A 25,839-nucleotide genomic window follows, 5' to 3' on the forward strand; every position below is an offset into this window, starting at 1 on the left:
CCCCCCCCCCCTCCCCCCCCCCCGCCCCCTATCCATGTGATCCGCCTGCCGTTCCACCCGCCTACTTGTCGGCGATCAGCTTCCCGGCGGCGCCCCAGCTGTCCGTCGGCACCTCGTGGATCCACACCTGCACGGTCTCGGCCGGGATCTTGTACGCGTCGACGAAGGCGTCGGTGACGCGCTTGACGAGGTCACGCTTGAGCTCGACATCGCGCGGACCCTGCTGAATGGTGACGATGGGCATGACTGAACTCCCTTGAGTACGGCTGTGTATGGCGCCTCGTGCCGCTCGGTGGCGCCTGCGAGGCTGACGGAGTTCAGTTCATCGCGCGGGGCGCCGCCGACCAAGAAGCAGCCGGAGAGCGCAGCGATCAGTTCTCGTGATCGCCGCAGGCCGCGAGCAGTGCGGCCACTCCGGGCGAGGGTTGTGCGACCGCCGCCGGCAGCGCGAGGCCCGCGGTCAGTGCGAGGCCGGGCGCCCTGAACGGCACGAAGGCGACCCTGGGCGCACGCAGCACCCGCGCCTGCGAGGCGTACACGACCGTCCACAGCGGACGCGTCCCGATGGTCGCGAGGGTGTCCTGCAGCGAACCGCTCACCGGCCCGGGCACCGGCTCGAACCCGGCGTCGTGGCAGGCCCCGACGACCAGGTCCACCAGGGCGGGGTTGTTGCGGCGCGCGGTGATGCTGAGCGGCAGCGCGGCCAGGTCGCCGAGCGCCAGCTCCTCCTGGCCGGCCAGCGGATGCCCGGCCGGGACGGCGGCGACCAGCGGGTCGGGCCACAGCGGGACGATCCGCACACCGGGCGCGGGTTCCGGGGCCCGCACGAACGCCGCGTCCAGCCGGCCGTCGGCGACCCGCGCCAGCCGTTCGCCGGTCGGCACGGACACCAGCTCCACCGGCACGTCCGGAGCGAGCTTCGACAACGCGACCAGCACCCGGTCCAGATGCTCCCCGAGTCCGGCACTCGTGCCGATCCGCAGCCCCTGCCGCGGAGCGACCGCCGTACGCGCCCTCTCCGCCGCGGCGAGCACCGTCCGCGCCTCGGGGAGCAGCCGCTCCCCCGCACCCGTGAGCCGTACGTGCCGCGGCGAGCGGTCGAACAGCTCGGCGCCCAACTCCCGCTCCAGACGCCGTATCTGCTGGCTCACCGCGGACTGGACGATGTGCAGCCGCTCCGCCGCCCGCCCGAAGTGCAGCTCCTCGGCGACGGTCACGAAGTAGCTGAGCTGCCGCAGTTCCATGCCCTGGACTGTAAGCCCCCTGCGGTGGACGGCCGGGGCCGCCCCGGCCTGCCGGGATCAGCTCAGGACGGTCCCGAACCGAATGTCGAACGAGGACGGGCCCGCCATGGTCGTCAGCATCCGCTCGGCCTCCTCCACCACGTCCTCGCGCTGGGCCCCGGTCAGCTCACCGAAGGGCTCGATGGTGAGGGACTCCTCCTCCAGTCGCCACAGGCCCGCCAGGAACCCGTCGACGAGCAGGGTGCAGTACGCCCGATTGCCCTGCCAGTAGCGCCCCTTGAGCTCGGGCGGCACCACCCGGGTGCGGTCCGCGTGCGAGAGGAGCAGGTTGTCGAACTCCGGCAGGAAGCGCGGCGGGGCCGGGGTGTCCGCGTCGGGGAGCGGAGCGTCCGGGAGGTCGAAGAGCTCGACGCCGTGCTCGTCGCGGAAGGTGACCAGCCGGGGGCGGAGGCGCTCGAAGGCGTCGCGCAGCCGGGTCAGACCGGCCCAGGTCTGCATGTCCTTGACGGAGGCGGGCCCGAAGGCGGCGAGGTAGCGCAGGACCGTGGCGTCCGGAGTGGGCACGGGCTCGGCGGGGCGGCCGAGCCAGTGCTCGACCGTGGTGAGCGCGACCTGACCGCTTCTGCCCCACAGGCCGCGCGGGGTGACCTGCACGAGCGGCAGCCTGCACCGTGCGGCCACGGAGAGCGACTGCGGATCGGCGTCCGGCCACTCGACCAGCAGCGCCTCACGCAGCTGCTGCATGGTGCGGGGCTCCTCCTCGACCAGCTTTCGGCTGAGCGCGGTCAGCCGGTCGAGGTCGACGCCGACGAGCCCCTTGCGGAAGTTGTGGAGCTCCCGCTCCCGGGCCCCCTGCACGAGCGGCCGCAGCGTGAGGGCGTCCTCCGCGGTGTGCAGGTGGATGGTCGAACGCATGGTGACGATGCGTACGGCGTCCCGCGCCTGAAGCGCCTGCGACAGTTCCTCGGGCCGGAAGCCGTCGAGCCGGGCGGCGAGCGCGTAGTACGGCGGCTTCACGTTCTGGGCCTGGAGCCCGAGCAGGTGCTCGACCGCGTCGAGCGCCGAGAGCGAGGAGCGGGTGAGGAGGTGCTGACGGGCGAGGGTGGCGCGGTTGAGGGCTCGGGGGGTGAGGACGGGCCCGTTCGTCTTCGTCATGTTCAGCACGGTAGCGAGGCTTGCGGACACCTTCTGTCCGCAAGGCTTACCGGACCTTGACAGGCTTCGCACGCCGACGTCGTTTGCCCCGTATATCCTGCTCGTGCTCCGTGATCACGCAGACGTACGTCCGAGACAGGCTTCGAGACGACTCGACAGTGGAGGCAGCCGCGATGTCAGAGCGACGCGCCCGCGCAGCCTCGAAGAACGGCAGGAAGTCGGCCTGGCGCCGGGCCCTGACCCCGCCCGCCGTGCCTCCCGTCCAGCCCCCCGCGCCCCCCTCCGAACCGCCGGCGCCGGAGCCGGCGGAGGCGGGCAGCGTCGTACAGGCGGCGCTGTACCGCGACGGCGTGCGGGTCGCCTCACCCGTCACCCTCGCCGACACCTTCCGGCAGCTCCGCGACGAGCCGGACGGCATGGCCTGGATCGGCCTTGCCCGCCCCACCGAGTCCGAACTCCATTCCCTGGCAGCCGAGTTCGACCTGCACCCGCTCGCCGTCGAGGACGCGCTCGAGGCCCACCAGCGCCCGAAGCTGGAGCGGTACGGCGACACCCTCTTCGTCGTCCTGCGCGCGGCCCGCTATCTGGACGCGCCCGAGGAGGTCGACTTCGGCGAACTGCACCTGTTCGTCGGCCCGGACTTCGTGATCACGGTGCGCCACGGCGCGGCGCCGGACCTCTCGGCGGTGCGCCGCCGCATGGAGGACACACCGGAACTGCTGAAGCTCGGCCCGGAGGCCGTGCTCTACGCGATCCTCGACTCCGTCGTCGACGGCTATGTGCCGGTCGTCTCCGGCGTCCAGAACGACATCGACGAGATCGAGACCGAGGTCTTCCGCGGCGACCCCGAGGTCTCCCGCCGTATCTACGAACTCTCGCGCGAGATGGTCGAGTTCCAGCGCGCCACCCGCCCCCTGGTCGGCATGCTGCACGCGCTGATGGCCGGCTTCGCCAAGTACGGCACCGACGAGGAACTCCAGCGCTACCTCCGCGACGTCGCCGACCACGTCACCCACACCAGCGAACGCGTCGACGGCTTCCGCCAGGCCCTCACCGACATCCTCACGGTCAACGCGACCCTGGTCACCCAACAGCAGAACGCCGAGATGCGCGCGCTGGCCGAGGCGGGCTTCGAGCAGAACGAGGAGATCAAGAAGATCTCGTCGTGGGCGGCGATTCTGTTCGCCCCGACGCTGGTGGGCACGATCTACGGCATGAACTTCGACAGCATGCCGGAGTTGCACTGGGTGTTCGGGTACCCCTTCGCGATCGTCCTGATGGCGGTTGTATGTACCAGTCTGTACGTCATCTTCAAGCGCAAGGACTGGCTCTGAGTGATCGCCGCGGGAGATGCTGCAGCGAGGAGGTGCAGCTCCGATCGTCGGCTCCCGGGTCGGGGCTGAGGCCGCTGGGGAGAATCTGGGGAGAATCAGCCGCGCTCTTGCGCTACTCCTCGGCGACCGCGACCAGCGCGGCGGCCGTGGAGGCGTCGGGCATGGCGGTCATCGGGTGGCCGGGGACGCCGACAGGAGGCCCATCGGGCAGATCGGGACGTGCGGGCGGGTCCGTTCATGCGGTGCCGGCAGTCCAGGACGAGACCACGGCGAGGGCCTGCGACGGGTTGAGGCGGGGATCGCAGAAGGATGTGTAGCGGTCCCCGACGGAGTCGAGTTCGGCCTCGGTGAAGGCGCACTCGGTGACGTCGTCCGGCGTCGCCTCCAGGTGCAGTCCGCCGGCGACGCCGCCGCCGACGCGCACGGCCTGGACGAAGCGGGAGACCTCCAGGGAGACGGTCTCCACGAGCCGTGTCTTGTAACCGCCGGGCGCGGTGACGGTGTTGCCGTGCACAGGGTCGCTGAGCCAGACGACGGGGTGACCCGCGCCGCGTACGGCTTCCACGAGGCCGGGCAGCCGGTCGCTGACGGCGTCGGCTCCCATTCGTGCGATCAGGGTGAGCCGCCCGGGGTCGCGCCACGGGTCGAGCTTCTCGCACAGGGCGAGCAGTTCGTCGGGCTCCATGGTGGGGCCGACCTTGCACGCCACGGGGTTGCTCACCTCGGCGAGCAGGGCAACGTGGGCGCCGTCGACCTGGCGGGTGCGCTCACCGATCCACGGCCAGTGGGTCGAGCCCAGGAACATCCGGCCCTTGTCGTCCATGCGCAGCATGGGTATCTCGTAGTCGAGCAGCAGTGCCTCGTGGCTGGTCCACACCAGCGGCTCCACGACCTCGCGCCCTGCGGCGCGGTCGCGCCAGCCCAGGTGCTCGACGATGTCACAGGCGGCCATGTAGCCGGTGAGGATGCGCAGTGGATCGGCCCGGCGCCTTTCGGGGTCGGGCTCCGGGCCGTTGACCATGTGTCCCCGGAAAACGGGGAGTTCGGCGCCGTCGATCACTTCGGTGGACTCGGAACGGGGCTTGGCGAACTGCCCCGCGATACGTCCTGCCCGCAGGACGGGTTTGCCGGTGATCAGGCCGAGCGACCCGGCGAGCAGGTCGAGCAGCGCGATCTTCCGTGCGACATGGTGGCGTGTGCATTCCTGCGGGTCCTCGGCGCAGTCGCCGGACTGCAGCACCATGGCTTCGCCGAGGGCCACCGTGCCCAGCAGAGTCCGCAGCGTGGTCAGGTCGTCGGCCTGTATGAGAGTGGGGCGCGTGGCGAGTGACTCGCCTACCCGGCCAGCCTGTGAAAGGTCGCTCCATTCGGGTTGATGCAATGCCCCGCGTATACGAATCTCCCGCTTTACGTCTTCCAAGACGTACTCCGATCCAGCGGTCTTGTTGTACCTGTCAGGCCGGTATTCCGGTGCGCTTGATTTCCGGAACCGGAATACCTAGAGCCCGCAACTGCTGGAACGGGTTCATGAATTCCCGCTCCCGCTTGATCTTTCCGTTGTCCAGCTCGAACGAGTGCAGGAAGTGATTCTCGTAGAACCCCTCCGGGTAGTCGCCGAAGAGAATTTTTCCGCGTCCGTCGCACTCCACCCAGAACTGGTTGGGGTCCTGGGTCTCGAAGATCTGGATGTTGTACCACTCCCAGTCCGGGAAGCACTTCAGCGACCAGACGGCGTGCTCGGCCAGCCGGTCCCTGCCCTGGGTGGCGACGGGTCCACCGGTGTCAGTGGTCCACAGACCGCCGATGCCGTCCTCGGTGAACAGCTCGTGCCGACGCAGCCGGTCCTGACCCTTGGTATTCATGTAGCGCTCGACGGTGGCGCGGTTGATGCGACGCAGCTCGACCTCGTCGCTGAATCCCTGAGAATTGACGGATTCAGACACAACGTTCCTCCTGTATGGACGTGGATATTGACGCGGTGAATGCGGCCGACTGCCCACCGCTGCCTGCGACCGTGTCCGTTCGCAGGCACCAGCGGTGCTGTCTCGATGCCGTCCGCAATCGACCGGAACTCGGTGTCAGAGGCGGAGTTCGGGGCGGTGGATGTCCAGCCAGGTGCTCAGGTCGAGCAGGCGCTCCACGCCGTTGCGGACGTGGATCGGCATGGAGGCCGGGTCCTGCCGTGTGATGTCCTCCAGCCAGCTGCGGTCGACCAGGTCGAAGACCGGGTCGTCGGTCGTGAGCAGTTCCTTGGACTGCTGCAGCAGCGCGCTGTTGTAGTGCGGGTCCAGAGTGGCGGGGTAGGAACTCTTCACCCGGTTCAGCACCGACTTGGGCAGCAGGTCGGCCGTCGCGGCGCGGAGCAGGCTCTTCTCCCGGCCGTCGAAGGTCTTCAACGACCACGGGGTGTTGTAGACGTACTCCACGAGGCGGTGGTCGCAGAAGGGGACCCGGACCTCCAGCCCGACGGCCATGCTGATCCGGTCCTTGCGCTCCAGGAGCATCCGGACGAAGCGCGTCAGGTGCAGGTGGCACATCACCCGCATCCGCATCTCGTGGTCGCTCTCGCCCTCGGCCCGCTCGACCTCGCCGACCGCCTCGGAGTAGCGGTCACGGATGTAGGTGGGCAGGTCGAGGGCTGCGGTGATGTCGGCGTTGAACCGGTGCGACGACTGGGCCTGCGGGCCGGTGACGAAGACGTCCATCCAGGGGAAGGTCTGCGCGGCCTGGACCTCCGGCTGGTGGAACCACTGGTACCCGCCGAAGACCTCGTCGGCGGACTCGCCGGACAGGGCGACCGTGGACTGCTGTCGGATGGCCTGGAACAGCCGGTAGAGCGAAGTGTCCACGTTACCGAAGCTGAACGGACTGTCCCGCGCGGTGATGACGGCCCGGCGCACGTCCGGGTCGGCGATCGCGGCGTTGTCGAGCGCGATGGACTCGTGCTGCGATCCGACGTGCGCGGCCACCTCGAGCGCGTACGGGGCGTCCGTCGTGCCACGCGATACGTTGGCGACGAAGTGGTCGTTCCGTCCGACGAAGTCCACCGCGAAGCTGCGCACCTTCTCGCCGGGCTCGCCGTGCTCCCCGGGCCGGCCCAGCTTGGCGGCGGCCAGCGCGGTGATCGCGCTGGAGTCCAGACCACCGGAGAGCAGGGTGCAGCGCGGGACGTCGGAGACCAGCTGGCGGCTGACGATGTCCTCGAGCAGTTCGCGCACGGTGGCGACGGTGGTCTTCCGGTCGTCGGTGTGCGGACGGGTGGGGAGCGTCCAGTAGCGGTGCTCTCGCAGGCCGGAGCGGTCGACGGTGACCAGGCCGCCCGGGAGCACCTCGTGCATTCCGCACCACAGCGCACTGCCCGGCGTCTGGGTGAGGCTGAACAGTTCCCGCAGGCCGGCGAGGTCGACCGCGCGGTCCGCCAGCGGGTTGGCGAGGATCGTCTTCGGCTCGGAGCCGAACATCACACCGTCGTCGGTGCTGGAGTAGTAGAGCGGCTTGACGCCCATCCGGTCGCGGATCATCACGAGCTTCTCGACCCGGGAATCCCAGACGGCGAACGCGAACATGCCGTTGAGCCGTTCGGCGACCGCTTCGCCCCACTCCAGGTAGCCGTGGAGCACGACCTCGGTGTCGCTGCGGGTCTCGAACCGGTGACCCCGGCGGATCAGCTCGCTCCTGAGCTCGGTGTAGTTGTAGACCTCACCGCTGTAGGTGAGCGCCACCGGGCCGTCGTCGGTGGGCACCACCATGGGCTGGATGCCGCCTTCGAGGTCGATGACCGCCAGCCTCCGATGACCGAGCGCCGCATTCCGGTCGAGCCAGGCGCCTCCGGCGTCCGGGCCCCGGCAGGCCATGGTCTCCGTCATGGCGTCCAGCTGCGTGCGCCGCTGAGTCAGATCCCGGTCGAACGAGACCCAGCCCGTAATTCCACACATCGCCTTGCCCTTCTTCCTCTTGAGTACATGATCCGGAGCACGGTCAGGGTTGGAGCTGGTCCGCACGCCGGCCGGAACCGTCACGCTCGTCACGCAGTCTCTGGTGCGACGGGTCTTCCGGTCGGCCTGCCAGAACTCGACCGACGCCGGCTCCGGCAGACAGCCCAGCGGGCGGTCCCGGCCGGGCCGCTCACCCTCACCTGGCGGTCGGCTCACGCCCGTAGCGCCCGGCTCACGCCCGGCTTTCGCGACGAGGAGTCCGGCGCAGCCGGTACCTTCGGGGCGTTGTCCCTCACGGGCCACTCCTTTCGTATGGGGAACGGTGGTGTGCCGAGGGCGGTCGGCTGATGCCGGGTGGACTGGCAGGACCTGGCCGCAGGCCTGCGCGAGTGGGTGGGTGGGGCCGCGCCGTATGCCGGGACGGGAAGTTCGCTCCGGCGACGCGCCACCAGTGGCGGCTCTGGCGTCCCGCCCCGGGGCCGTCGGCGGCCCGGGCCTCGTCGTCGAACTCCCTAAGGCTGCAGCCTGCTTGTGCGCCAGCCGTCGCCATGACGGTCGTAGCGCAGCCTGCGGTGCATCCTGTCCGGGTCCGCGCTCCAGAACTCGACGGCTGCCGGGCACAGCCGGTATCCGACGAACCGAGCCGGGCGGGGCAGCGCCGTACCCCTGGCCGACAGGCGCTCGGCCTCGGCGCGCAGGGCCGTGACGTCCTCGAGCAGCTCACTCTGCCGGGACGCCGCCGACATGGCGTGCAGGGGGATCGGGCGGCCGAACCACAGGGCGTTCGACTCGGCGTCGGACATCTGCGCCACGGGGCCGGAGAGGATCAGCTGCCGGCCCGTCTCCCGCCAGTAGAGCACGCCGGACGCCCAGCCCGTGGCGGACAGCTCGCGGCCCTTCCGGCTGGTGCTGTGGCTGGTGAACACCAGGCCCTGCTCGGTCGTTTCGAGGACGGCGACGATCCGGTTGGAGGAGCGGCCCTCGGCGTCCGCAGTGGCCAGCGCCAGCGCGAGCGGTTCCCGGACACCGCGCGTGACGGCCTGCTCGATCCATTGCTTCACGAGCGGCATCGGTTCCGGTGGTGGTGCCTCGTATTCGGGGAAGTCGAGACCGATCTCGCCGGTGAGACTCTCCAGCCTGCTGGTACCCATCACAACCTCGCTCTCGCGCATTCACACATGGATGACGCCGCGGGCGACGACAACGCCGTGGCCGCCCACCCGGACGTCGTCGACGCGGTCCCCCGACCCGTGGGCGGTGGCGAACATGTAGGAAGGGCGGCCCATGTCGGCCCCCTGGAGGATTTCGATCTCCTGCCCGTACTCGGCGAGCCCGTGCCGGGCGAGGTGGACGGCGAGCGGTCCGGCCGCGGAGCCCGTGGCCGCGTCCTCGACCACGCCGTAGGCCGGCGAGAACATCCGCGTATGCCAGTGCGTGCCGCTGCCGGCGAAGCAGTTGGCGGCCATGTCGGGGAACTGGGCCAGGGCGCGGTGGTCGGGGTCGAGAGCGGACAGCGCGGCCACGCTCGACAGTCCCACGAAGATGTGGCGGGGCCCGTTGCGGTAGATCTCCACCGGTACGGTCGACGACTCGACCCCCAGCGCCTGAATGAGTTCCTTGACGCGCTCGTACGGCTTCCACGTCGGCACCGGCTGCCGCATCCGGACGGCTACTCCCCCGTCGTCGTAGAACTCGAACGGGATGATGCCCATGGCTGTCTCCAGCCGCAGGCTGTCCGTCTTCTTGACCTCGCCGAGAGCCACGGCCGTTCCGAGCAACGGATGACCGGCAAACGGCAGCTCGTTGACCGGTGTGAAGATCCGGATCCGGGCGTCTGCGCCCTGCTGGGCGGAGAGCACGAAGGTGACCTCCGACAGGTTCATTTCCTTGGCCATGCGCTGCATCTGGTCGCTGGTGAGGTCGTCGGCGTCGAAGAAGACGGCCACGGGGTTGCCTTCGAGCGGAGTGCGGGAGAAGGCGTCCACAACCACGTACTCGTGCATGAGGATCTCCGTAATGTGTGAGTTGGCCCTACGCCGTGAACACCGGGCCGGTCCCATGGAGGGCGGCCAGCGCGTACGCGCCCTCCACGACGGCTTCGGCGGTGAAGACCGAGCGGTGGGTCGGCGGACAGCCGATAAGTTCGGACGCCCGGTTCGGCGGGAGGACTTGGGGCCGGTCGCCCTCCCACACCATCACCGCGCCCCACCGGTTGCGGTCCCGGTCCGCCATCCAGAACTTCAGCCGCAACCCGCGGACGCCGGCCCACTGCTCGACCGCGTCCTGACGCAGGTGCTCCCGGAGCGAGTCGATGGTCGCGGAGGACTGGTCCAGGTCCCACCACACGATGTCAAGCCGCATGACCCAGCGCCCTCCGGATCGAGGCGGCCACGATGCGGGGCCCGTCGACGGTGAGCACCGACTCGGGGTGGAACTGCATCGAGGTGAAACGGGGGCCGCGCAGGGCGTGCACCTCACCGGTCAGTGGGTCACGGCTCATCTCCACCGGTCCGACGCCGTCGACGTGGCGCCGGTCCTCGGTACTGCGGGCCGCGAACGTGTTGTAGAACCCCACCTGCTCCCGCGCACCGAACAGGTCGATCCCCCGCTGCACGCCCTGGTTGGGTGCGTCACGACGTACGAGGTCCAGTCCCAGCCTCCTGCTGAGCACCTGGTGGCTCAGGCAGACGGCGACGAAGGGCCGGCGTCGGGCCAGGAGTTCGTCGACCACCGACCGCAGGCGGAGGATCTTCAGATCGCCGTCCGCGCGAGGATCGCCGGGGCCCGGGCCCATGACCACCAGGTCGTACCCGTCGAGCGTGGCGTCGTCGAAGCGCTGGATCGCCACTTGCAGTCCCAGCGCGTCCAGTTGCAGGCCCAGCATCGCGGTGAAGGAGTCCTCCGCGTCGATCACCAGCGTCTTCAGCCCCGTCAGCCCCGCCGGCCGCACCGACTCGGCCACCGCCGCCCGGTGTGATGCGTGGTCCTTCAGCCAGAAGCCCGCGATGTCCGCATTACGACGCCGCAACGCGGACACCACCTCCGGGTGTTGTCCGAAACGGGAGGCGCCGCCGGACTGCAGAGCGGAAACCAGCCCGGAGACCTTGGCGTGGGTCTCGGCCACCTCCGAGAACGGATCGGAGTGGCGCACGACTGTGGCGCCGACCCCGATCCGCACCCGGCCGCCCGCATCGATGTCGGCGGTGCGGATCAGGATGGCGGAGTCGAGGGTGCGTTCGCCGTCCGCGTCCGTACCGATCAGCGCGGCGATCCCGCTGTAGTAGCCCCGCCCCTGCGGCTCGTACCGGCTGATCACACGCGCGGCGCTCTCCAGCGGGCTGCCGGTGACCGTGGGGGCGAACATCGACTCGCGGAGGATGTCGCGTACGTCGAGGTCGGTTCTGCCGTCGATGAAGTACTCGGTGTGGGCCAGCCGCCCCATCTCCTTCAGGTGGGGCCCGGTCACCCGGCCCCCGCGCTCGCAGATCCGCGCCATCATCTTGAGTTCCTCGTCGAGCACCATGTAGAGCTCCTCGGTCTCCTTGCGGTCGGCGAGGAACTCTGTGACGCCCTGCAGGGTGGGTCCGGCGGGCGGGTAGCGGTAGGTGCCGCTGATGGGGTTCATCACGGCCGTTCCGCCGCTCAGCGAGACGTGGCGCTCCGGGGTGGCGCCCACGAAGGTGCGCTCCCCGGTGTGGATGACGAAGGTCCAGTACGTGCCCGGCTCCCGGGCCAGCAGGGCGCAGAAGGCGGACAGGGCGTGGCGCGGCGAGTAGTCGCTGAGGCAGGCCAGGAAGGACCGCCTGATGACGAAGTTGGCGCCCTCTCCGATGCCTATCTCGTCCGTGACGATCCGGCGTACGGTCTCGGCGTACTCCTCGTCCGACGTGTCGAAGTGCTGGTCGACCAGCCGGAGCGGTATCTGTGGGATGCGGGCCAGGAGTTCGGGCACCGTGGCCGTCTGCTGCGCGGTGACGGTCATGGCGAGCAGCGGTTCCCCGTCGTCGGGGACGGCGAACCCTCGCTCGGTGAGCTGCCGGTAGGGCACCAGCACCAGGACTTCCTGCCGTGGAACGGGCACGTTCGCACCGCTGTCGTGGAGCGGGATGTCCGCCAACGACCGGAGCTGGGCCATGTCCCCCACCAGGACGTCGACGGTGGCCGGCGCGGCATGCGCTCCGGGCCGGTGGAGCAGGGCGAACGCGGTCGGCTCCAGGGAGAGAACGCGGTCGAGCGGGGTGCGGTCGGGGTTCTCGGTCGGCGCGCTCATGCCCGGAACACCTCGTCGGTCAGGACGACCGTCCCGCAGCGCCGCGCCGTGTAGTCCAGGGCCAGTCGGTGGTCGGCCTCGCAGAGGTCACCGGTGGCGTCGGCGACCAGGAACGGCTGGATGTCGTTGGTGAACGCCTCCAGTGCGGTGGCCAGCACACCGACGTGCGCGTAGACACCGCAGAGCACGAGCTGGTCGCGGCCTGCTGCCCGCATGCGCTCCAGCAGGTCCGAGCGGAAGAAGGCGCTGTAGCGCCATTTGGTCAGGCGCCAGTCGCCGGCGGCGGGGGCGAGCTCGGGCACGACCGCCCGGTCTTCCGGTTCCGTGCGCATACCCGGTCCCCAGAAGTCCTTGAGCAGGCCGCGCTCGTGCTCGGTCATCCCGCCGGACTGCGCCGTGTAGGCCACCGGCACTCCCTCGGCCGCACAGCGCTCGCGCAGGGTGGCGACATTGTCGATGATCTCGGCGCGCAGCGGGTCGGGGAAGCTCCTGAGGAAGTAGCCCTGCATGTCGTGGATGAGAAGGACCGCCCGTCGGGGGTCAGCAGTCCACTGGATGACGTTCTCGGGAACGCTCGCGGTGGTGGGCAGGGGGTACGAACGGATGGGGGGTATGCCCTTCATGGGCGGCTTCTTCCGAGAGAGGGAGGATCATCCGGGCGTGGTGGGGAGGGGGACTCGGGACGTGGGGAGGGGATACGCCGGGGACGCCCCGTGTCGCCGGCCGTCGCCGGAGCGGGCACGACGTGCGTGGCCGTGTTGTCCGGCGCGGTCCGTGGCAACAGGGGACCGCGCCGTCGGCCCGGCGGATGTGGTGCGGGAACGCAGGGAGCGGTGGGTGGAGCGGTGCTGCCACGGACCGCGCAGGGGGGTCAGGCGCGCGGTGCGGCGATGAGCGCGGTGGTTTCCATCGGAAGCTCGGCGATCCGTTCGATGTCCAGGCCCGCCCGGTCCAGCAGGGACCGGAATCGATCGACGGAACGGTGCCCGCCACCGGTCGTCATCAGCAGGTGCAGGTCCCATAGCGCGGGCAGCACGGTGGTGCCGTTGTCCACCACCATGCGGTCCATGACCAGTAGCCTGGAGGAAGGGCCGGTCATTGCGCGGCGGCAGTGCTCGAAGGCCGCGACGGCATCGTCGTCGGACCAGCCGGCCAACACCCGGCAGAAGATGTAGACGTCGCCACCCTCCGGTACTGACGTGAACATGTCTCCACCGAAGAGCTCGACCCGGTCCAGGCCGACCGTTCCCGCCAGGTACTCGCGGGCGATCGGGACGACGTGTTCGCGGTCGATCAGTTTCCCGCGGGCGTCCGGGGCCGCTTCAAGGATCACCGAGAGCAGGTGCCCGTTGCCGCCACCGCAGTCCACCACCGTCTTGTCGGAGAAGTCGAAGATCTCCGGTACGTGGTCGAAGAAGAGGTTGCCCGCCTTCATGGTCCGCTGGAACCGGTCGGCCAGGTCCGGGTGGCCGTCGAGGTGGCGATAGAGCGGCTCACCGTGGGCCAGCTCGAACCCGGCTGTCGATGTGCGGAAGCACTCCGCGGCATGACCCCAGGCGGTGTAGAACTCCTCGCCGTACAGCAGGCACATGTCACGCATCGTCCCAGGCCGATCGAGCAGTGCGGTGCTCACCGGGGTGTTGCGGTAACCCGTCTCCGGGCCCCCCTCGAACACCCCCATCGCCACCAGCAGCCGCATCAGGCGGTGAATGCCCTGCTCCTCCACCCCCGCCGCCTCGGCGAGTTCGCCGTCGCGAGACAGGCCTGCTTCGATGTGATCGGGCAGTCTGAACTTCGCTGCCGCGTAGACGGCCTGTGCGCGCCACCCACCGGTGACGAGTTCGACCACTTCCTGCACGGCCTTCAGATCGCGTTTCATTTGTGAACTCTCCAGGCTGTCGGAACCCTTTTGACTGGCCCTATTCATCGCCTTGCATGAATTTCACCGCTCACTGCCTTGTGATGAATTCACTGGCTTGGAGCACTCCTTCAAATCATGTGAGCACCGCACCCACGCGACAACCCCAGAAAATCTCGCAAGAAATGAGGGGTTGCGGGGGCCCGGATCCCCGGCGGTGACTTCGTTGTTGCGGGCCGGTCCGAGGTCACGGCCGATCGCTCGCAGCCCAACTCCCTTGCCGCGGAGGGCATGGACAGCCGCGTACTGTTCCCGGATTCGGTCGGACAGGCGGCCTGCTGTCCGCGGCCCCGACGCGGAGTGCGGTTCGAGTCCCACCGCCTTCATGACCGCACCGATCGGTGTGGCGGCGGAGTCGGGCGGCCCCCGGAGCAGAGCGCGGTGCTGGACGACGGTCTTCGCGACGGCGGGCCTTGGGCCAAGGCTCATCCGTTCGGGAGGACGGCTTGAACGACAGCAGCCGGCAAACAAGTCTTCGACAAGCAGCTGCTCAACACCGAAACGAAGTTGCGGGACGTCTTCGAGAAGCTGAAGACCAAGTTCGGCACCGTCCTCGTCGTGGTGGGCCATGGGCCTGTACCGCACCGTCCTGCACGAGGGCCTGCACGACGACCTGCCCCGCTACCTCAACCGGGATCTGCTCCTCCAGCTGTGGCCAGTACTGCGCACCCTCGTCGGTCGCACCGTGCGCACGGTGTGGGAGGACGCCTTCCCCGAGCTCGCCTCACGCGCCCGGGCGGCCGTGTGACGGACATGCCGGAGCTGCACACACGGCTCCTGGCGGATGTGCTCGCCCTCGGCTCGCCATACCCCCTGGTGCTCACCGGCGGGTATGCCGTAAGGGCGTACCCTCGCGCTCCGCAGCGGTCTGAAGGTCCGGGGCTGGAAGGTGCAGGCGCTGGAGACCGCCCCGCTGTCCGCACGCTTCACCGTGACGGACCCCGCCACCGGGCAGGAGGCGAAGTCGACATCCTCAAGGAGATCTTCTGGCGGCCGGTCGCCCAGAGCCCGTAGGGGCCCGTCCTCGCCGAGGAGGACGTGATCGGGACCAAGGTGCGCGCCCCCGCCGACCGCGGAGCGCCTCGCGACCTGATCGACGTCTTCGCGGCCTCCCGCCGCTGGACGAACGCCGAGCTCGAGGAGTTCGGCCGCCGCCACGCTCGTGGCCGCTTCGAGCGCGAGGACCTCCAGGCGAACCTGACCGGCGCCGAGTGGACAGACGACGAAGCCTTCACCGCCTACGGCCTCGACGACGCCACCATCACCGCTCTGCGCACCTGGGCCGTGGAGTGGGCCGACGACCTCGCGACCCGCCTCCTCGAAGAGCTCGGCGACCCCGAAATCGACTAGAACAGCCAGGAGAGAGCGCACCTTTCAGACCGCGAGTGTGCAAGCAGCACACGTGACGACACGGGCCTTGGGCGCCCAGTCCCCCATCCTCGTGGTGACGGAGGTCAGTTGTTCCACAGCGGCAGATGTCTCCTTCACCGGCTTGCGGAAATGCCGGTTCACCCTGACCATGACGCACCGGGTGAGTCCTCGTCCTCTCCCTTCCCGCCGTCGCCGACCTCCAAGCCGGAGGCCGACTCGTCACCGGTCCGGAGTCCGCGCAGCACCCGTGCCGGGACAGGCCGCTCGTGTTCCAGGACGAGCGCCCCGACGACTTCTCAAGAACGTCAAAGGAGCGGACAGAAGCACAGGGCAGCGCATGCATATCGAAGCGTCGCCCCGGCCGCACCATTGCCTCGGCTGAGTTCTGTCGCGTTTCCGATGCCGTGATGTGGTGTGCCGGGCGCGGCACCGGTGGACGGTGGCGGCGGTGGGCGGGCGTTGCCGACCGGCTCGATCGCCCAAGGCGGCCTGGGTGCACGGCACTTGCATGGCCCCTCGGCTCGCCGGTCCGCACCCTGGAAGTCGACCGGCCGCTCGGCGGCATGCGGCGCCTGATCGGGGCTGAATCCCGTCGGTACCCGGGCAAACATCGCGCGGGCGCGATCATCGCATCGAGTTAATGTCGCCCACTTTCCTTGGTCCACGGGGCGACGCGGCCATTAGGGTTCACCTGGATCTGGACCGATTCCCCTTTATATACATCGTTTTACAGCTATTGCCCGGTGGCGTCCGCATACGTGCCATCACCGCCCTGAACAAGGAGAGCCCGCCCGATGACTGTTGACTCGAGTCCGGAGGCGCGACTGGAGCCGCCCCGGCACACCAGCCTCGGCACGGCGGCCGCCCGCAACCTCGCGACCACGACCAAGTCCGCCCCGCAGATGCAGGAGATCACCTCTCGCTGGCTGCTGCGGATGCTCCCCTGGGTGGAGACCAAGGGCGGGGTCTATCGGGTGAACCGTCGCCTGACCTACACCGTCGGCGACGGGCGCGTGGAGTTCGTCCAGAACGGCGGCGACGTCCGGGTGATCCCCCGTGAACTCGGCGAACTGGCCCTGCTGCGCGGCTTCGACGACGTGGAGGTGCTCACTGCCCTCGCCGATCGGTGCGTCCAGCGCGACTTCCGGGCCGGCGAGGCGCTGGTGCAACGCGGCGCGCCCGCGGATCAGCTCCACCTGATCGCCCACGGCCGTATCAGCCGGACCTCCGTCGGCGAGTACGGCGACGAGGTCGCGCTGGACGTACTTGCAGATGGCGACCGGTTCGGGGACCACGCCCTGCTGGACGGGAACGCCCCTTGGGAGCACACCGCCACCGCCGAGACCTCCGGCACCCTGCTCACCCTGGCCCGCGCCGACTTCGAGGCCGTGCTGTCCACGGCGCCGGGCCTGCGGGACCACATCGAGTCGTTCACGTCGCTTCCCCGCCAACGGCAGAACCACCGCGGCGAGGCGGAGATCGCGATGTCGGCCGGCCACACCGGCGAGCATGAGCTGCCCGGCGCGTTCGTCGACTACGAACTGAATCCGCGCGAGTACGAACTCTCGGTCGCCCAGACCATTCTGCGGATCCATACGAGGGTCGCCGACCTCTACAACGAGCCGATGAACCAGACCAAGGAGCAACTCAGGCTCACCATCGAGGCGTTGCGCGAGCGCCAGGAGCACGAGCTGATCAACAACAAGGAGTTCGGCCTGCTCAACAACGCCGACTTCAAGCAGCGCTTCCAGACGCACTCCGGGCCGCCGACCCCGGACGACATGGACGAGTTGCTCTGCCGCCGTCGCGGGTCCAAGTTCTTCCTCGCGCACCCGAAGACCATCGCGGCGATCGGGCGCGAGTTCAACGCCCGCGGGCTCTATCCGGACCATGTCGACCTCGGTGGTCAGCAGGTCCCGGCCTGGCGCGGGGTTCCGATCCTTCCCTGCAACAAGATCCCCATCACTAAGGAGAAGACCAGCTCGATCCTCTGCATGCGTACCGGCGAGGACAACCAGGGTGTCATCGGTCTTCGTCAGACGGGTCTGCCGGACGAGTACGAACCGGGTCTGTCGGTCCGGTTCATGGGCGTCAACGAGCAGGCGATCATCTCCTACCTCGTCAGCACCTATTACTCCGCCGCCATCCTCGTGCCGGACGCGGTCGGCGTGCTGGAGAACGTACAGATCGCCCGGTGGCCCAGGTAGCGGGCTCGGCCTGCACGACATGGTGCGACACCCCGGACCATCCGGATCGGTCGCGCAGACCTGAAGGCCCGGGCAGCCGCCCACCCCACGAAGGAGCCATCGATGCCCGCGCCTGAGCCGACATCTCCGCAGTCGAGCCTGCCGGCGGCCGCTGCCCACTTCGGGGCGCACGTCCTGACTGAAGCCGCGGCCCGTGCCTGCGACATCAAGGCTGTCACCGGAAGCCCACCCTGTGCGCCGTCCGTGCCCGCTCCACCTGCGGTTTCCGTGCCGGAACCGCCTGCTCCGACGCCACCACCCCCCGATGCCCCGACAGCCGTGGTGCCGACACCGATCCCGGACCTGGAACGGATCCTGCGCGGCCCCAGCGGCGTGGGCACGGCGGGCCTGCGTCTGATCCCGCGGGAGCAGCCGCCGACGCCCTCGGAGCCGTCGGCAGTCACGGCGGAAGGCACGCCGATCCCGGGCCTCTACCACCACCAGGTGGCCGAGCCGGACCCGGTGCGGGTCGAGGAGGTCAGCCGAAGGATCAAGTCCTGGGCGCTGGACGAGGTCTCCCTGTATCCCGAGGACTGGGAGGAGCAGTTCGACGGCTTCTCCGTGGGCCGCTACATGGTCGGGTGCCATCCGGACGCACCCACCATCGACCACCTGATGATCGCCACCCGTCTCATGGTGGCCGAGAACGCGGTGGACGACTGCTACTGCGAGGACCACGGAGGCTCGCCCGTCGGCCTCGGCGAACGCCTTCTGCTGGCGCACACCGCACTCGACCCCGTTCACACGACCGAGGAGTACCAGGGGGACTGGGCGAAGTCGCTCCACGCGGACGCGCCCCGGCGTGCCTACCGCTCCGCCATGGACTACTTCAACCAAGCAGCCAGCCCCTCCCAGACCGACCGGTACCGGCACGACATGGCCCGGCTTCACCTGGGGTATCTAGCCGAAGCCGCCTGGGCCCAGATGGACCACGTACCCGAGGTGTGGGAGTACCTGGCGATGCGCCAGTTCAACAACTTCCGCCCCTGCCCGACCATCACCGACACCATCGGCGGCTACGAGCTGCCGTCGGACCTGCATGCCCGGAGCGCCATGCAGAAGGTCATCGCGCTGGCGGGGAACGCGACGACCATCGTCAACGACCTGTACTCGTACACCAAGGAACTCGACGCTCCCGGGCGGCACCTGAACCTGCCCGTCGTGATCGCCGAACGTGAGGGCCTCTCCGACCGGGACGGCTATCTGAAGGCGGTCGAGGTCCACAACGACCTCATGCACGACTTCGAGAGCAACGCCGCGGCCCTGGCCGTCGACTGCCCCGTCCCGACCGTGCAGCGCTTCCTGCGAGGCGTGGCCGCCTGGGTCGACGGAAACCACCACTGGCACCGGACCAACACCTATCGCTACAGCCTGCCCGACTTCTGGTAACGACTTCCGGTAAGAAGATTGGACTCATCTGTGACCAGCACGACCAGCACCGAACTCACCGCCACCGACGCCTCTGTGCTCATTCCCGGCCCGGCGACTCCCTACCAGGGAGACATCGCCCGCTACTGGGACGGGGAGGCCAGGCCCGTGAACCTGCGTCTCGGCGATGTCGACGGTCTCTACCACCACCACTACGGCATCGGTGAGGTCGACCACTCCGCACTCGGCGACGCCGAGGACAGCGAGAGCGAGAAGAGGCTGATCGCCGAGCTCCACCGGCTGGAGTCGGCGCAGGCCGATGTCCTCCTGGGGCACCTCGGCGACATCGGACGTGACGACACCCTCGTGGACGCCGGCTGCGGGCGCGGCGGGTCGATGGTGATGGCGCACCAACGCTTCGGATGCAAGGTCGAAGGTGTCACGCTGTCGGCCAAGCAGGCCGACTTCGCCAACCGGCGGGCCCACGAACTCCGCATCCAGGACCACGTGCGCGCCCGCGTCTGCAACATGCTCTCCACGCCCTTCGAGACCGGGCAGGCCGCGGCCTCGTGGAACAACGAGTCGAGCATGTACGTCGACCTGCAGGACCTCTTCGCGGAACACTCCCGCATCCTCGAGGTCGGCGGTCGCTACGTGACCATCACCGGCTGCTGGAACCCGCGGTACGGCCAGCCTTCGAAGTGGGTCTCCCAGATCAACGCGCACTTCGAGTGCAACATCCACTCCCGTCGGGAGTACCTGCGTGCCATGGCCGACAACCGCCTGGTGCCGCAGGCCGTCGTCGACCTCACGCCCGACACGCTGCCCTACTGGGAGCTGCGGGCAACGTCCTCGCTGGTCACGGGGATCGAGGACGCGTTCATCAACTCCTACAGGGACGGGTCCTTCCAGTACCTCCTCATCGCCGCCGACCGAGTCTGACCTTCCGCTGCCGAGTCTGACCTTCCGCTGCCGGGCCTGGGGGGGGCCCTGACGGGACGGCCCCTCGCCCGTTGGTTCGACATGTGTCAACATAGATGTATGTCGAATACCACGGTCCTGCCGCTGCTGGAACCCGAGAGCCCCGAGGCAGTGGCGCCGTGCTGCCCCCCGCTCACCGAACGGCCGCTGACCGCCGAGGAGGCCGAGAAGACGGCCCGGATGTTCAAGGCGCTGGGCGATCCTGTCCGGCTGCGGCTGTTCTCGGCGGTGGCCTCGCACGAGGACGGCGAGGCGTGCGTGTGCGACATCTCCGACGTCGGCGTCTCCCAGCCGACCGTCTCCCACCACCTGAAGAAGCTCAAGGAGGCCGGCCTGCTGACCTCCGAGCGGCGCGGGACCTGGGTCTACTACCGGGTCGAGCCGTCCGTGGTCGCCTCGATGGGCCGGATGCTCGGCACCCTCGGCTGAGCAGGCCGGCGGGGCAGGAAGATCAGCGCCACCAGCGCCAGCCCGACCACCGCACCGACGAGCTGCATCCCGACGAACCCCGCGACCGAGCCGGGAGCGATGCCCGCGAAGGTGTCGGTGAACGCGCGGCCGATCGTCACCGCCGGGTTGGCGAACGAGGTGGACGAGGTGAACCAATAGGCGGCGCCGATGTACGAGGCGACGGCCACCGGGGCGAAGCGCAGGCGATCCGTGCGGGCCAGGCCGAAGATCAGCAGTACGAGACCGGCGGTTGCCACGATCTCGCCGAGCAGCAGATGTCCGGCCGAACGGTCGTGGGTGGACCACTTGACCAGCGGCTCGCCGAACATCGCGTCCGCGAGGACGGCGCCCGCGATCGCGCCGGCGATCTGTGCGGGGACGTACGCCGCCGCCTCGCGCAGGGTGACACCGGCGCCGCCACGGCGGGCCGTCCACCACTCGGCCAGGGTGACCACCGGGTTGAAGTGCGCGCCGGAGACCGGGCCGAGCAGCAGGATCAGCACGCCGAGGCCGAGAACGGTGGCCGTCGAGTCGGCGAGCAGCTGGAGGCCGACGTCCTTGGTCAGCTCGGTGGCCTGGATGCCGGAGCCGACCACGACCGCCACCAGGGCTGCCGTACCGACCAGTTCGGCCGCGACACGCGCGACCAGCGGAGCAGCGGCGGGTGCTACGGCGTACTCCCCGGCCCTGTCGTGCCCGGTGGCTTCAGTGGCCTCGGTGGCGGTCAACAGGATCTCCTCGGTGCAGGTCGCCTGCGGGGCGGGTTCAGGGGCAGGAGCGCTTGACGTTGTTCTCGGCGGTGGCCCGCGCGGTCCTGGCGAGGTCGGCGAACCGACCGGCGAGGGTGGCGATGACCTCGGGCTTGAGCCGGTAGTAGGTGAACCGGCCGCACGGCTCGGTCTCCACGACCCCGGCGTCACGCAGCACCTTCAGATGGTTGGAGAGGTTGGTCTGCCTGGCCCCCGTCTCCTCGATCAGGTGCGTGGTGCAGAGCGTCTCCCTGGCCAGCAGGGTGACGATCCGGAGACGGAGCGGGTCGGCCAGGACCCGCATCAGATCAGTGTCGACTGACGTCAGCATGGACTGATACTGTCACATCACTTCTCGCTGATACCAGCTGGGGCTGATCCATTCGTGAAGGAAGAACCGATGCCCTCCAGCCCGCTCGCCTCCGTGCTGTTCGTCTGCGTCCACAACGCCGGGCGCTCGCAGATGGCCGCCGGATTCCTCGACCACCTCGCGGGCGACCGGATCGAGGTCCGCTCCGCCGGCTCCGTGCCGGGCGACCGGGTCAACCCCTCCGCGGTCGAGGCGATGAAGGAGGTCGGCATCGACATCGCCGGCGCCCAGCCGAAGATCCTGACCACCGAGGCCGTCCAGGCGTCCGACTACGTGATCACCATGGGCTGCGGCGACGCCTGTCCGGTGTTCCCCGGCAAGAAGTACCTCGACTGGGCCCTGGAGGACCCGGCCGGCAAGGGTGTCGGGTCCGTCCGCCCCATCCGCGACGAGATCAGGACCCGCATCGAGTCCCTGATCGCCGAGATCGACGGCCGGCAGGAGACGTAACCTCCCGTATGAGCCGTGAGCCCTCGCGGAGTAGCCTGAGTGTCTGCGGTGCTCCTGGTGTGCGCCGCGCGGCGGTGGGGCCCGCCGTACCCCAACCGCGGCGACGGCGCCGCCAACGGTCCCTGCTTGCGACGTGAGCGCGCCCGAAGACGGCTGGGCGCCGTGCGAGTAGGAGATGTCTGCATGGGAGAGACCCGATCCCCGGTGCTCGGCGAACCCACCGACCCCGACGTCGATCTGCGTGTGCCCGCACAGCGGCATGAGCTGCTGCGCGGCCAGTGGCCGATCATCGCGGCCGTGTCGGTCGGCGGCGGCATCGGAGCCTCGGCCCGCTACGGCGCGGCGCTGCTGTGGCCGACCGCGGCCGGCTCCTTCCCCTGGACGACGTTCTGGGTGAACGTGATCGGCTGCGGCGTCATCGGCGTCTTCATGGTGGTCATCACCGACGTGTGGGCCGCGCACCGCCTCGTCCGCCCCTTCTTCGGCACCGGCGTCCTCGGCGGCTTCACCACGTTCTCCACCTACGCCGTGGACATCCAGCGCCTGTTCGACGACGGCCGCGCCGGCACCGGCCTGGCCTACCTCGCCGCCACCATGCTCGCGGCGTTGGCCGCGGTGTGGACCACGGCGAACCTGACCCGCCGTGTGATCGAGTGGAGGCAGTCATGACCCGGCTGACCGGCACCGCCCTGCGAGTGACGATCTTCATCGGCGAGAACGACACTTGGCACCACAAGCCCCTGTTCTCCGAGATCGTCCACCGCGCGCACGCCGCCGGACTCGCGGGCGCCAGCGTCTTCCGCGGCATCGAGGGCTACGGCGCCTCCTCGCTCATCCACACCACCCGGCTGCTGTCCCTGAGCGAGGACCTGCCCGTCGCGATCGTCATCGTCGACACCGAGGACCGTGTCCGCGCCTTCCTCCCCCAGCTGGACGAACTCGTCGGTGAGGGCCTGGTGGTCCTCGACGACTGCGAGGTCATCCGCTACGTCGGCCGCGACGGGGAGCACGCGTGAACTGGCTGCTGGTCGTGGTCGGCGCGATGGCCGGGGCCCCGCTGCGCTACCTGACCGACCGCACCGTGCAGACCCGGCACGACACCGTCTTCCCCTGGGGCACCTTCACGGTCAACACGGCCGGCTGCCTCATCCTCGGCCTGATCACCGGCGCGATCACCGCCGGCGGCGCCTCCTCCCACGTTCAACTCCTGCTGGGCACGGGCCTGTGCGGCGCGCTGACGACGTACTCGACCCTCTCCTACGAGACGCTGCGGCTGGCCGAGCAGGGCGCCCGCTTCTTCGCCGCGGCCAACGCGGCCGCCGGCATCGTCGCCGGCCTCGGCGCCGCCTTCACCGGAGCCGCGATCGCCCAGTCGATCTGGGCGTGACCCCGCGTGACGCCCTACGGCGCAGGGTGCGCAGCGTCCCCGTGGCACCGGCCGCCGGCAGAGCCCCGGCAGCGACACCCACCGGGAGGCCGGGGAGCCGGGAGGCGTCGGTGGCGGCGTTCTCCGGCGCCGGGCCCGGCGTGATGCTCGTGGCGACGGGCGCGATGTGCCGGATCGGGCCGACGGACCTGATGGAGCCGTCCGCGTTCAGCAGCACCTGCTTGTTGCTCGGGTGGCGGAAGTCGAACATGCCCGCCCAAAAGAAGGCCATGCCCGAAAGTTCCGTCCGGGCTCACCCGCGCGGACCGCGACGAGTCCCGGCGGGGCTGTCACAGCCGAGCGGGCTGTCCTGTCATCTTTGGTGAGCGGGACGAAGATCCACGCCGGTCAGCGGCGGGCCGTCCTCGACTCTTGGTCGAAGTTGCCGGAAAGGGTGTGGTTGGCATGAGGATCGCCGTGATCGGTGGCACCGGGCTCATCGGGTCGCAGGTCGTCGAAATCCTGCGGGCGGACGGGCACGAGGCGGTGCCGCTCTCGCTGTCGACCGGTGTGGATCTCCTCACCGGGCAGGGCTTGGGCGAAGCGCTGAAGGGCGCCGAGGTCGTGGTGAACCTGACGAATTCGCCGACCTTCGACGACGCGTCGGGGGCCTTCTTCCACACGACGATGGACAACCTCCTGGCGGCGGCCGACCGTGCGGGTGTCGGCCACGCGGTGATCCTCTCCATCGTCGGCGCCGAACAGGTGCCCGACCTTGCCTACTACCGTGCCAAGGTCCTTCAGGAGGACATTCTCAAGGCCGGACCCGTGCCGTACTCGATCGTCCGCGCCACCCAGTTCTTCGAGTTCATGGACGCGGCGTTCTCGTGGACGGCCGACGAGACCACCGTCCGGCTGCCCGCCACCCCCGTGCAGCCGATGGCCGCCGCCGATGTGGCCCGTGCCGTCGCCGAGGTCAGTGTGGGCAGCCCGCTGCGAGGCACCCGCAACGTCGCGGGTCCCGAGGTCTTCCCCCTCGACGAACTGGGCAGGATCACCCTCGCCGCCCGTGGCGACCACCGCACCGTCGTCACCGACGCCGGCGCCGGCATGTTCGCCGCCGCGCCCGGCAACGCCCTCATCGCCGAGGAAGACGCCGTCATCGCTCCCACCGCGTACCGGAAGTGGCTGGAAGGTCAGCCCCGGTCAGCGGACTGACGCCCTCACCGACCCGCACGAGGAAGAAGCGGGGGTACGTGTTCGTGACCCTGCCGCGGCTACTGGCACCGGGCAGGGCAGAGCCGGGAACCGTGTATCGACCGTAGCTCCCGGCTTCCCCTCCTCAACGGACGTTCTTCATGAAGGGACGGTCAGGCCAGCCGGACCGGCAGCGACCGGTAGCCGTGGCCGATGAAGGACTCGCCGAGCCGCGCGGGACCCGCCGCCTCGTCGAGACGCAGTCCGGGGAAGCGTTCGAAGAGCGCCGGGAGCGCGATGGACGCCTCCAGACGGGCCAGTGGGGCACCCATGCAGTAGTGGACACCGTGGCCGAAGGACAGATGCTCGTTGTCGGCGCGGGAGATGTCGAAGGCGTGCGCGTTCGCCCCGTGCTTCAGCGGATCCCGGCCGGCCGCCGCGTACATCGCGAGGATGGCGTCGCCCTGCGGGATCACCGTGCCGTCGGCGAGCTTGATGTCCTCGACGGCGAACCGGAGGGGGACATTGGCGATCGAGGGGGCCCAGCGGAGGGTCTCCTCGATGACGTCGCTCCACGCGGCCTCGCCGCGGCGTACGCGTTCCAGCTGGTCGGGATGGGTCAGCAGGGCGTGCACCGCGTTGCCGATCAGGTTGACCGTCGTCTCGTGGCCGGCGCCGATGACGATGAGGAAGGTGTCGACGAGTTCCTGCTCGGTGAGGTGCGAGCCCTCCTCGTCGCGGGCCCCGATCAGGACGCTCGCCATGTCGTCGCCGGGCTGCTCGCGCTTGAGGGCGACCAGCCCGGTGAGCAGTTCGTGGACCTCCGCCCAAGTGGTCATGACCTGTTCGGGGGTCGCGGTGGTGTCCATGTTGGCCTCGATGAGGCGTGCGGTCTCGGCCCGCCATTCCTCCGGCACCCCGAACAGCTCGCACATCACCTGCATCGGAAGCGGGTGCGCGTAAGCGGTGCGCAGATCGAGGCGCCCGTCGGGTGCCTCGGCCATACGGTCGAGCAGGGTGGTGGAGATCTCCTCGATGCGGGGCTTCAAGGCGTCGGTACGGCGCTTCGTGAACGCGGGTGAGACGAGCTTGCGCAGCCTTCGGTGGTTGGCGCCGTACGCGGTGATCATGTTGGACACGCCGACCCAGAGGCTGACCCAGGTGTCGCGGTACCGGCCGTCGATCCAGGCGTTCCAGTGCTGGTTGGGATCCTTCGAGACCCGGTCGTCGGCGAGGAGCTGCCTGAGGACCTCGTGCTGGGTGGTGGCCCAGGCGCGTATGCCGCCGGGGAGTTCGACGAGGGCGACGGGGCCGCGGGCGCGCAGGCGGTCCGCCTCGCCGTGGATGTCACCACCCGCGGGGTCGATGACGAAGGGCTGGTCCAGTATGTCGTAGGGCTGGTCCGGCACGAGGCCTCCTGTTCGTGGGCTGAACA

At 69.5% G+C, this 25,839-nt stretch carries 26 protein-coding genes and 3 pseudogenes; 13 read left to right on the plus strand and 16 right to left on the minus strand.

Annotated features, from left to right (window positions below):
- Window positions 1-61 precede the first annotated feature (61 nt).
- From dmpI to ACN6LB_RS33420, 3 genes are all read right to left on the minus strand, one after another.
- Window positions 62-244 carry a 4-oxalocrotonate tautomerase DmpI gene (dmpI, locus tag ACN6LB_RS33410; RefSeq protein ID WP_356136493.1) on the minus strand — a complete coding sequence of 61 codons (183 nt, stop codon included), beginning with the start codon at window positions 242-244 and terminating at the stop codon, window positions 62-64.
- Between the two features lie 127 nt (window positions 245-371).
- Window positions 372-1,244, minus strand: coding sequence for a LysR substrate-binding domain-containing protein (locus ACN6LB_RS33415; RefSeq protein ID WP_445029102.1), 873 nt, complete (start codon window positions 1,242-1,244; stop codon window positions 372-374).
- A gap of 57 nt (window positions 1,245-1,301) precedes the next feature.
- Window positions 1,302-2,399 carry a winged helix DNA-binding domain-containing protein gene (locus tag ACN6LB_RS33420; protein WP_445029103.1) on the minus strand — a complete coding sequence of 366 codons (1,098 nt, stop codon included), beginning with the start codon at window positions 2,397-2,399 and terminating at the stop codon, window positions 1,302-1,304.
- Between the two features lie 173 nt (window positions 2,400-2,572).
- On the opposite strand from ACN6LB_RS33420, the gene ACN6LB_RS33425 reads away from it, so the two are divergent.
- Window positions 2,573-3,733 (plus strand): magnesium and cobalt transport protein CorA, encoded by a 1,161-nt coding sequence (locus ACN6LB_RS33425; protein WP_445029104.1) that lies wholly within the window; start codon window positions 2,573-2,575, stop codon window positions 3,731-3,733.
- Between the two features lie 235 nt (window positions 3,734-3,968).
- On the opposite strand, the gene ACN6LB_RS33430 is transcribed toward ACN6LB_RS33425, so the two are convergent.
- From ACN6LB_RS33430 to ACN6LB_RS33470, 9 genes are all read right to left on the minus strand, one after another.
- Entirely contained in the window at window positions 3,969-5,153 is a 1,185-nt protein-coding gene (locus ACN6LB_RS33430) for a 3-deoxy-7-phosphoheptulonate synthase (protein WP_445029105.1), read from the minus strand.
- A 34-nt stretch (window positions 5,154-5,187) separates the two neighbouring features.
- Window positions 5,188-5,676, minus strand: coding sequence for a PhzA/PhzB family protein (locus ACN6LB_RS33435; RefSeq protein WP_445029106.1), 489 nt, complete (start codon window positions 5,674-5,676; stop codon window positions 5,188-5,190).
- Window positions 5,677-5,811: 135 nt separating this feature from the next.
- The gene (gene asnB / locus ACN6LB_RS33440) at window positions 5,812-7,668 is read right to left on the minus strand and encodes an asparagine synthase (glutamine-hydrolyzing) (RefSeq protein WP_445029107.1); all 1,857 of its coding nucleotides are present in this window, start codon (window positions 7,666-7,668) and stop codon (window positions 5,812-5,814) included.
- 512 nt (window positions 7,669-8,180) lie between these two features.
- The gene (gene phzG / locus ACN6LB_RS33445; RefSeq protein ID WP_445029108.1) at window positions 8,181-8,819 is read right to left on the minus strand and encodes a phenazine biosynthesis FMN-dependent oxidase PhzG; all 639 of its coding nucleotides are present in this window, start codon (window positions 8,817-8,819) and stop codon (window positions 8,181-8,183) included.
- A 21-nt stretch (window positions 8,820-8,840) separates the two neighbouring features.
- A complete protein-coding gene (locus tag ACN6LB_RS33450; protein ID WP_445029109.1) occupies window positions 8,841-9,671 on the minus strand; it encodes a PhzF family phenazine biosynthesis protein in 831 nt (276 codons plus the stop codon).
- Window positions 9,672-9,699: 28 nt separating this feature from the next.
- Window positions 9,700-10,029, minus strand: coding sequence for a hypothetical protein (locus tag ACN6LB_RS33455; protein WP_445029110.1), 330 nt, complete (start codon window positions 10,027-10,029; stop codon window positions 9,700-9,702).
- A complete protein-coding gene (locus ACN6LB_RS33460) occupies window positions 10,019-11,938 on the minus strand; it encodes an anthranilate synthase family protein (protein ID WP_445029111.1) in 1,920 nt (639 codons plus the stop codon). The genes ACN6LB_RS33455 and ACN6LB_RS33460 overlap by 11 nt, the downstream gene beginning before the upstream one ends.
- Window positions 11,935-12,561 (minus strand): isochorismatase family protein, encoded by a 627-nt coding sequence (locus ACN6LB_RS33465; RefSeq protein WP_445029112.1) that lies wholly within the window; start codon window positions 12,559-12,561, stop codon window positions 11,935-11,937. The genes ACN6LB_RS33460 and ACN6LB_RS33465 overlap by 4 nt, the downstream gene beginning before the upstream one ends.
- Before the next feature lie 248 nt (window positions 12,562-12,809).
- On the minus strand, window positions 12,810-13,817 hold the full coding sequence (locus ACN6LB_RS33470; protein WP_445029113.1) for a methyltransferase: 1,008 nt from the start codon (window positions 13,815-13,817) through the stop codon (window positions 12,810-12,812).
- Between the two features lie 607 nt (window positions 13,818-14,424).
- Between ACN6LB_RS33470 and ACN6LB_RS33475 the strand changes: the two are divergent.
- From ACN6LB_RS33475 to ACN6LB_RS33500, 6 genes and pseudogenes are all read left to right on the plus strand, one after another.
- Window positions 14,425-14,604: pseudogene (locus ACN6LB_RS33475) on the plus strand (hypothetical protein); the annotation flags it as partial.
- Window positions 14,605-14,609: 5 nt separating this feature from the next.
- Window positions 14,610-15,206, plus strand: a pseudogene (locus ACN6LB_RS33480) (nucleotidyl transferase AbiEii/AbiGii toxin family protein).
- Window positions 15,207-16,021: 815 nt separating this feature from the next.
- The gene (locus ACN6LB_RS33485) at window positions 16,022-17,434 is read left to right on the plus strand and encodes a family 2B encapsulin nanocompartment shell protein (RefSeq protein ID WP_356136546.1); all 1,413 of its coding nucleotides are present in this window, start codon (window positions 16,022-16,024) and stop codon (window positions 17,432-17,434) included.
- A gap of 102 nt (window positions 17,435-17,536) precedes the next feature.
- On the plus strand, window positions 17,537-18,862 hold the full coding sequence (locus ACN6LB_RS33490; protein WP_445029114.1) for a family 2 encapsulin nanocompartment cargo protein terpene cyclase: 1,326 nt from the start codon (window positions 17,537-17,539) through the stop codon (window positions 18,860-18,862).
- Between the two features lie 30 nt (window positions 18,863-18,892).
- Entirely contained in the window at window positions 18,893-19,783 is an 891-nt protein-coding gene (locus ACN6LB_RS33495; protein WP_356136550.1) for a geranyl diphosphate 2-C-methyltransferase, read from the plus strand.
- A gap of 99 nt (window positions 19,784-19,882) precedes the next feature.
- A complete protein-coding gene (locus tag ACN6LB_RS33500) occupies window positions 19,883-20,251 on the plus strand; it encodes an ArsR/SmtB family transcription factor (RefSeq protein WP_356136552.1) in 369 nt (122 codons plus the stop codon).
- On the opposite strand, the gene ACN6LB_RS33505 is transcribed toward ACN6LB_RS33500, so the two are convergent.
- The gene (locus ACN6LB_RS33505) at window positions 20,191-21,000 is read right to left on the minus strand and encodes an aquaporin (protein ID WP_445029115.1); all 810 of its coding nucleotides are present in this window, start codon (window positions 20,998-21,000) and stop codon (window positions 20,191-20,193) included. The two genes, ACN6LB_RS33500 and ACN6LB_RS33505, sit on opposite strands and share 61 nt — an antisense overlap.
- Window positions 21,001-21,037: 37 nt before the next feature.
- Complete coding sequence (locus ACN6LB_RS33510; RefSeq protein WP_445029116.1) at window positions 21,038-21,352, minus strand: ArsR/SmtB family transcription factor; 315 nt, start codon at window positions 21,350-21,352, stop codon at window positions 21,038-21,040.
- 69 nt (window positions 21,353-21,421) lie between these two features.
- Here ACN6LB_RS33510 and ACN6LB_RS33515 point away from each other — a divergent pair, with 69 nt between their 5' ends.
- The 4 genes from ACN6LB_RS33515 to ACN6LB_RS33530 all read left to right on the plus strand — a co-directional run bounded on the left by ACN6LB_RS33515 (window position 21,422) and on the right by ACN6LB_RS33530 (window position 23,228).
- A complete protein-coding gene (locus ACN6LB_RS33515) occupies window positions 21,422-21,841 on the plus strand; it encodes an arsenate reductase ArsC (protein ID WP_445029117.1) in 420 nt (139 codons plus the stop codon).
- 183 nt (window positions 21,842-22,024) lie between these two features.
- Window positions 22,025-22,510: a fluoride efflux transporter CrcB gene (crcB, locus tag ACN6LB_RS33520; RefSeq protein WP_445029118.1), complete on the plus strand. Its 486-nt coding sequence runs from the start codon at window positions 22,025-22,027 to the stop codon at window positions 22,508-22,510.
- Complete coding sequence (locus ACN6LB_RS33525; RefSeq protein WP_445029119.1) at window positions 22,507-22,857, plus strand: DUF190 domain-containing protein; 351 nt, start codon at window positions 22,507-22,509, stop codon at window positions 22,855-22,857. Before crcB ends, ACN6LB_RS33525 begins: the two co-directional genes overlap by 4 nt.
- Window positions 22,854-23,228, plus strand: coding sequence for a fluoride efflux transporter FluC (locus tag ACN6LB_RS33530; protein ID WP_356136565.1), 375 nt, complete (start codon window positions 22,854-22,856; stop codon window positions 23,226-23,228). Before ACN6LB_RS33525 ends, ACN6LB_RS33530 begins: the two co-directional genes overlap by 4 nt.
- On the opposite strand, the gene ACN6LB_RS33535 is transcribed toward ACN6LB_RS33530, so the two are convergent.
- The gene (locus tag ACN6LB_RS33535; protein ID WP_445029120.1) at window positions 23,191-23,499 is read right to left on the minus strand and encodes a hypothetical protein; all 309 of its coding nucleotides are present in this window, start codon (window positions 23,497-23,499) and stop codon (window positions 23,191-23,193) included. The two genes, ACN6LB_RS33530 and ACN6LB_RS33535, sit on opposite strands and share 38 nt — an antisense overlap.
- A 173-nt stretch (window positions 23,500-23,672) precedes the next feature.
- Between ACN6LB_RS33535 and ACN6LB_RS33540 the strand changes: the two genes are divergently transcribed.
- Both ACN6LB_RS33540 and ACN6LB_RS33545 read left to right on the plus strand, forming a co-directional pair.
- Complete coding sequence (locus tag ACN6LB_RS33540; protein WP_445029121.1) at window positions 23,673-24,425, plus strand: SDR family oxidoreductase; 753 nt, start codon at window positions 23,673-23,675, stop codon at window positions 24,423-24,425.
- A 23-nt stretch (window positions 24,426-24,448) separates the two neighbouring features.
- Window positions 24,449-24,532: pseudogene (locus ACN6LB_RS33545) on the plus strand (polysaccharide deacetylase family protein); the annotation flags it as partial.
- A 45-nt stretch (window positions 24,533-24,577) separates the two neighbouring features.
- Here the strand turns inward: ACN6LB_RS33545 and ACN6LB_RS33550 are convergent.
- Window positions 24,578-25,813: a cytochrome P450 family protein gene (locus ACN6LB_RS33550; protein ID WP_445029122.1), complete on the minus strand. Its 1,236-nt coding sequence runs from the start codon at window positions 25,811-25,813 to the stop codon at window positions 24,578-24,580.
- Window positions 25,814-25,839: the final 26 nt, after the last annotated feature.

This window comes from Streptomyces sp. SAS_270, assembly GCF_052543295.1.

Excerpts from the sequence above, each read along its gene's own strand:
- crcB (WP_445029118.1), top strand. The coding sequence starts at position 22,025 with ATGGGAGAGACCCGATCCCCGGTGCTCGGCGAACCCACCGACCCCGAC.
- phzG (WP_445029108.1), bottom strand. The coding sequence starts at position 8,819 with ATGGGTACCAGCAGGCTGGAGAGTCTCACCGGCGAGATCGGTCTCGAC.
- ACN6LB_RS33535 (WP_445029120.1), bottom strand. The coding sequence starts at position 23,499 with ATGGCCTTCTTTTGGGCGGGCATGTTCGACTTCCGCCACCCGAGCAAC.
- ACN6LB_RS33455 (WP_445029110.1), bottom strand. The coding sequence starts at position 10,029 with ATGCGGCTTGACATCGTGTGGTGGGACCTGGACCAGTCCTCCGCGACC.
- ACN6LB_RS33510 (WP_445029116.1), bottom strand. The coding sequence starts at position 21,352 with ATGCTGACGTCAGTCGACACTGATCTGATGCGGGTCCTGGCCGACCCG.
- ACN6LB_RS33470 (WP_445029113.1), bottom strand. The coding sequence starts at position 13,817 with ATGAAACGCGATCTGAAGGCCGTGCAGGAAGTGGTCGAACTCGTCACC.
- ACN6LB_RS33485 (WP_356136546.1), top strand. The coding sequence starts at position 16,022 with ATGACTGTTGACTCGAGTCCGGAGGCGCGACTGGAGCCGCCCCGGCAC.
- ACN6LB_RS33450 (WP_445029109.1), bottom strand. The coding sequence starts at position 9,671 with ATGCACGAGTACGTGGTTGTGGACGCCTTCTCCCGCACTCCGCTCGAA.
- ACN6LB_RS33425 (WP_445029104.1), top strand. The coding sequence starts at position 2,573 with ATGTCAGAGCGACGCGCCCGCGCAGCCTCGAAGAACGGCAGGAAGTCG.
- ACN6LB_RS33490 (WP_445029114.1), top strand. The coding sequence starts at position 17,537 with ATGCCCGCGCCTGAGCCGACATCTCCGCAGTCGAGCCTGCCGGCGGCC.
- ACN6LB_RS33415 (WP_445029102.1), bottom strand. The coding sequence starts at position 1,244 with ATGGAACTGCGGCAGCTCAGCTACTTCGTGACCGTCGCCGAGGAGCTG.
- ACN6LB_RS33420 (WP_445029103.1), bottom strand. The coding sequence starts at position 2,399 with ATGACGAAGACGAACGGGCCCGTCCTCACCCCCCGAGCCCTCAACCGC.
- dmpI (WP_356136493.1), bottom strand. The coding sequence starts at position 244 with ATGCCCATCGTCACCATTCAGCAGGGTCCGCGCGATGTCGAGCTCAAG.
- asnB (WP_445029107.1), bottom strand. The coding sequence starts at position 7,668 with ATGTGTGGAATTACGGGCTGGGTCTCGTTCGACCGGGATCTGACTCAG.
- ACN6LB_RS33540 (WP_445029121.1), top strand. The coding sequence starts at position 23,673 with ATGAGGATCGCCGTGATCGGTGGCACCGGGCTCATCGGGTCGCAGGTC.
- ACN6LB_RS33465 (WP_445029112.1), bottom strand. The coding sequence starts at position 12,561 with ATGAAGGGCATACCCCCCATCCGTTCGTACCCCCTGCCCACCACCGCG.
- ACN6LB_RS33515 (WP_445029117.1), top strand. The coding sequence starts at position 21,422 with ATGCCCTCCAGCCCGCTCGCCTCCGTGCTGTTCGTCTGCGTCCACAAC.
- ACN6LB_RS33500 (WP_356136552.1), top strand. The coding sequence starts at position 19,883 with ATGTCGAATACCACGGTCCTGCCGCTGCTGGAACCCGAGAGCCCCGAG.
- ACN6LB_RS33460 (WP_445029111.1), bottom strand. The coding sequence starts at position 11,938 with ATGAGCGCGCCGACCGAGAACCCCGACCGCACCCCGCTCGACCGCGTT.
- ACN6LB_RS33525 (WP_445029119.1), top strand. The coding sequence starts at position 22,507 with ATGACCCGGCTGACCGGCACCGCCCTGCGAGTGACGATCTTCATCGGC.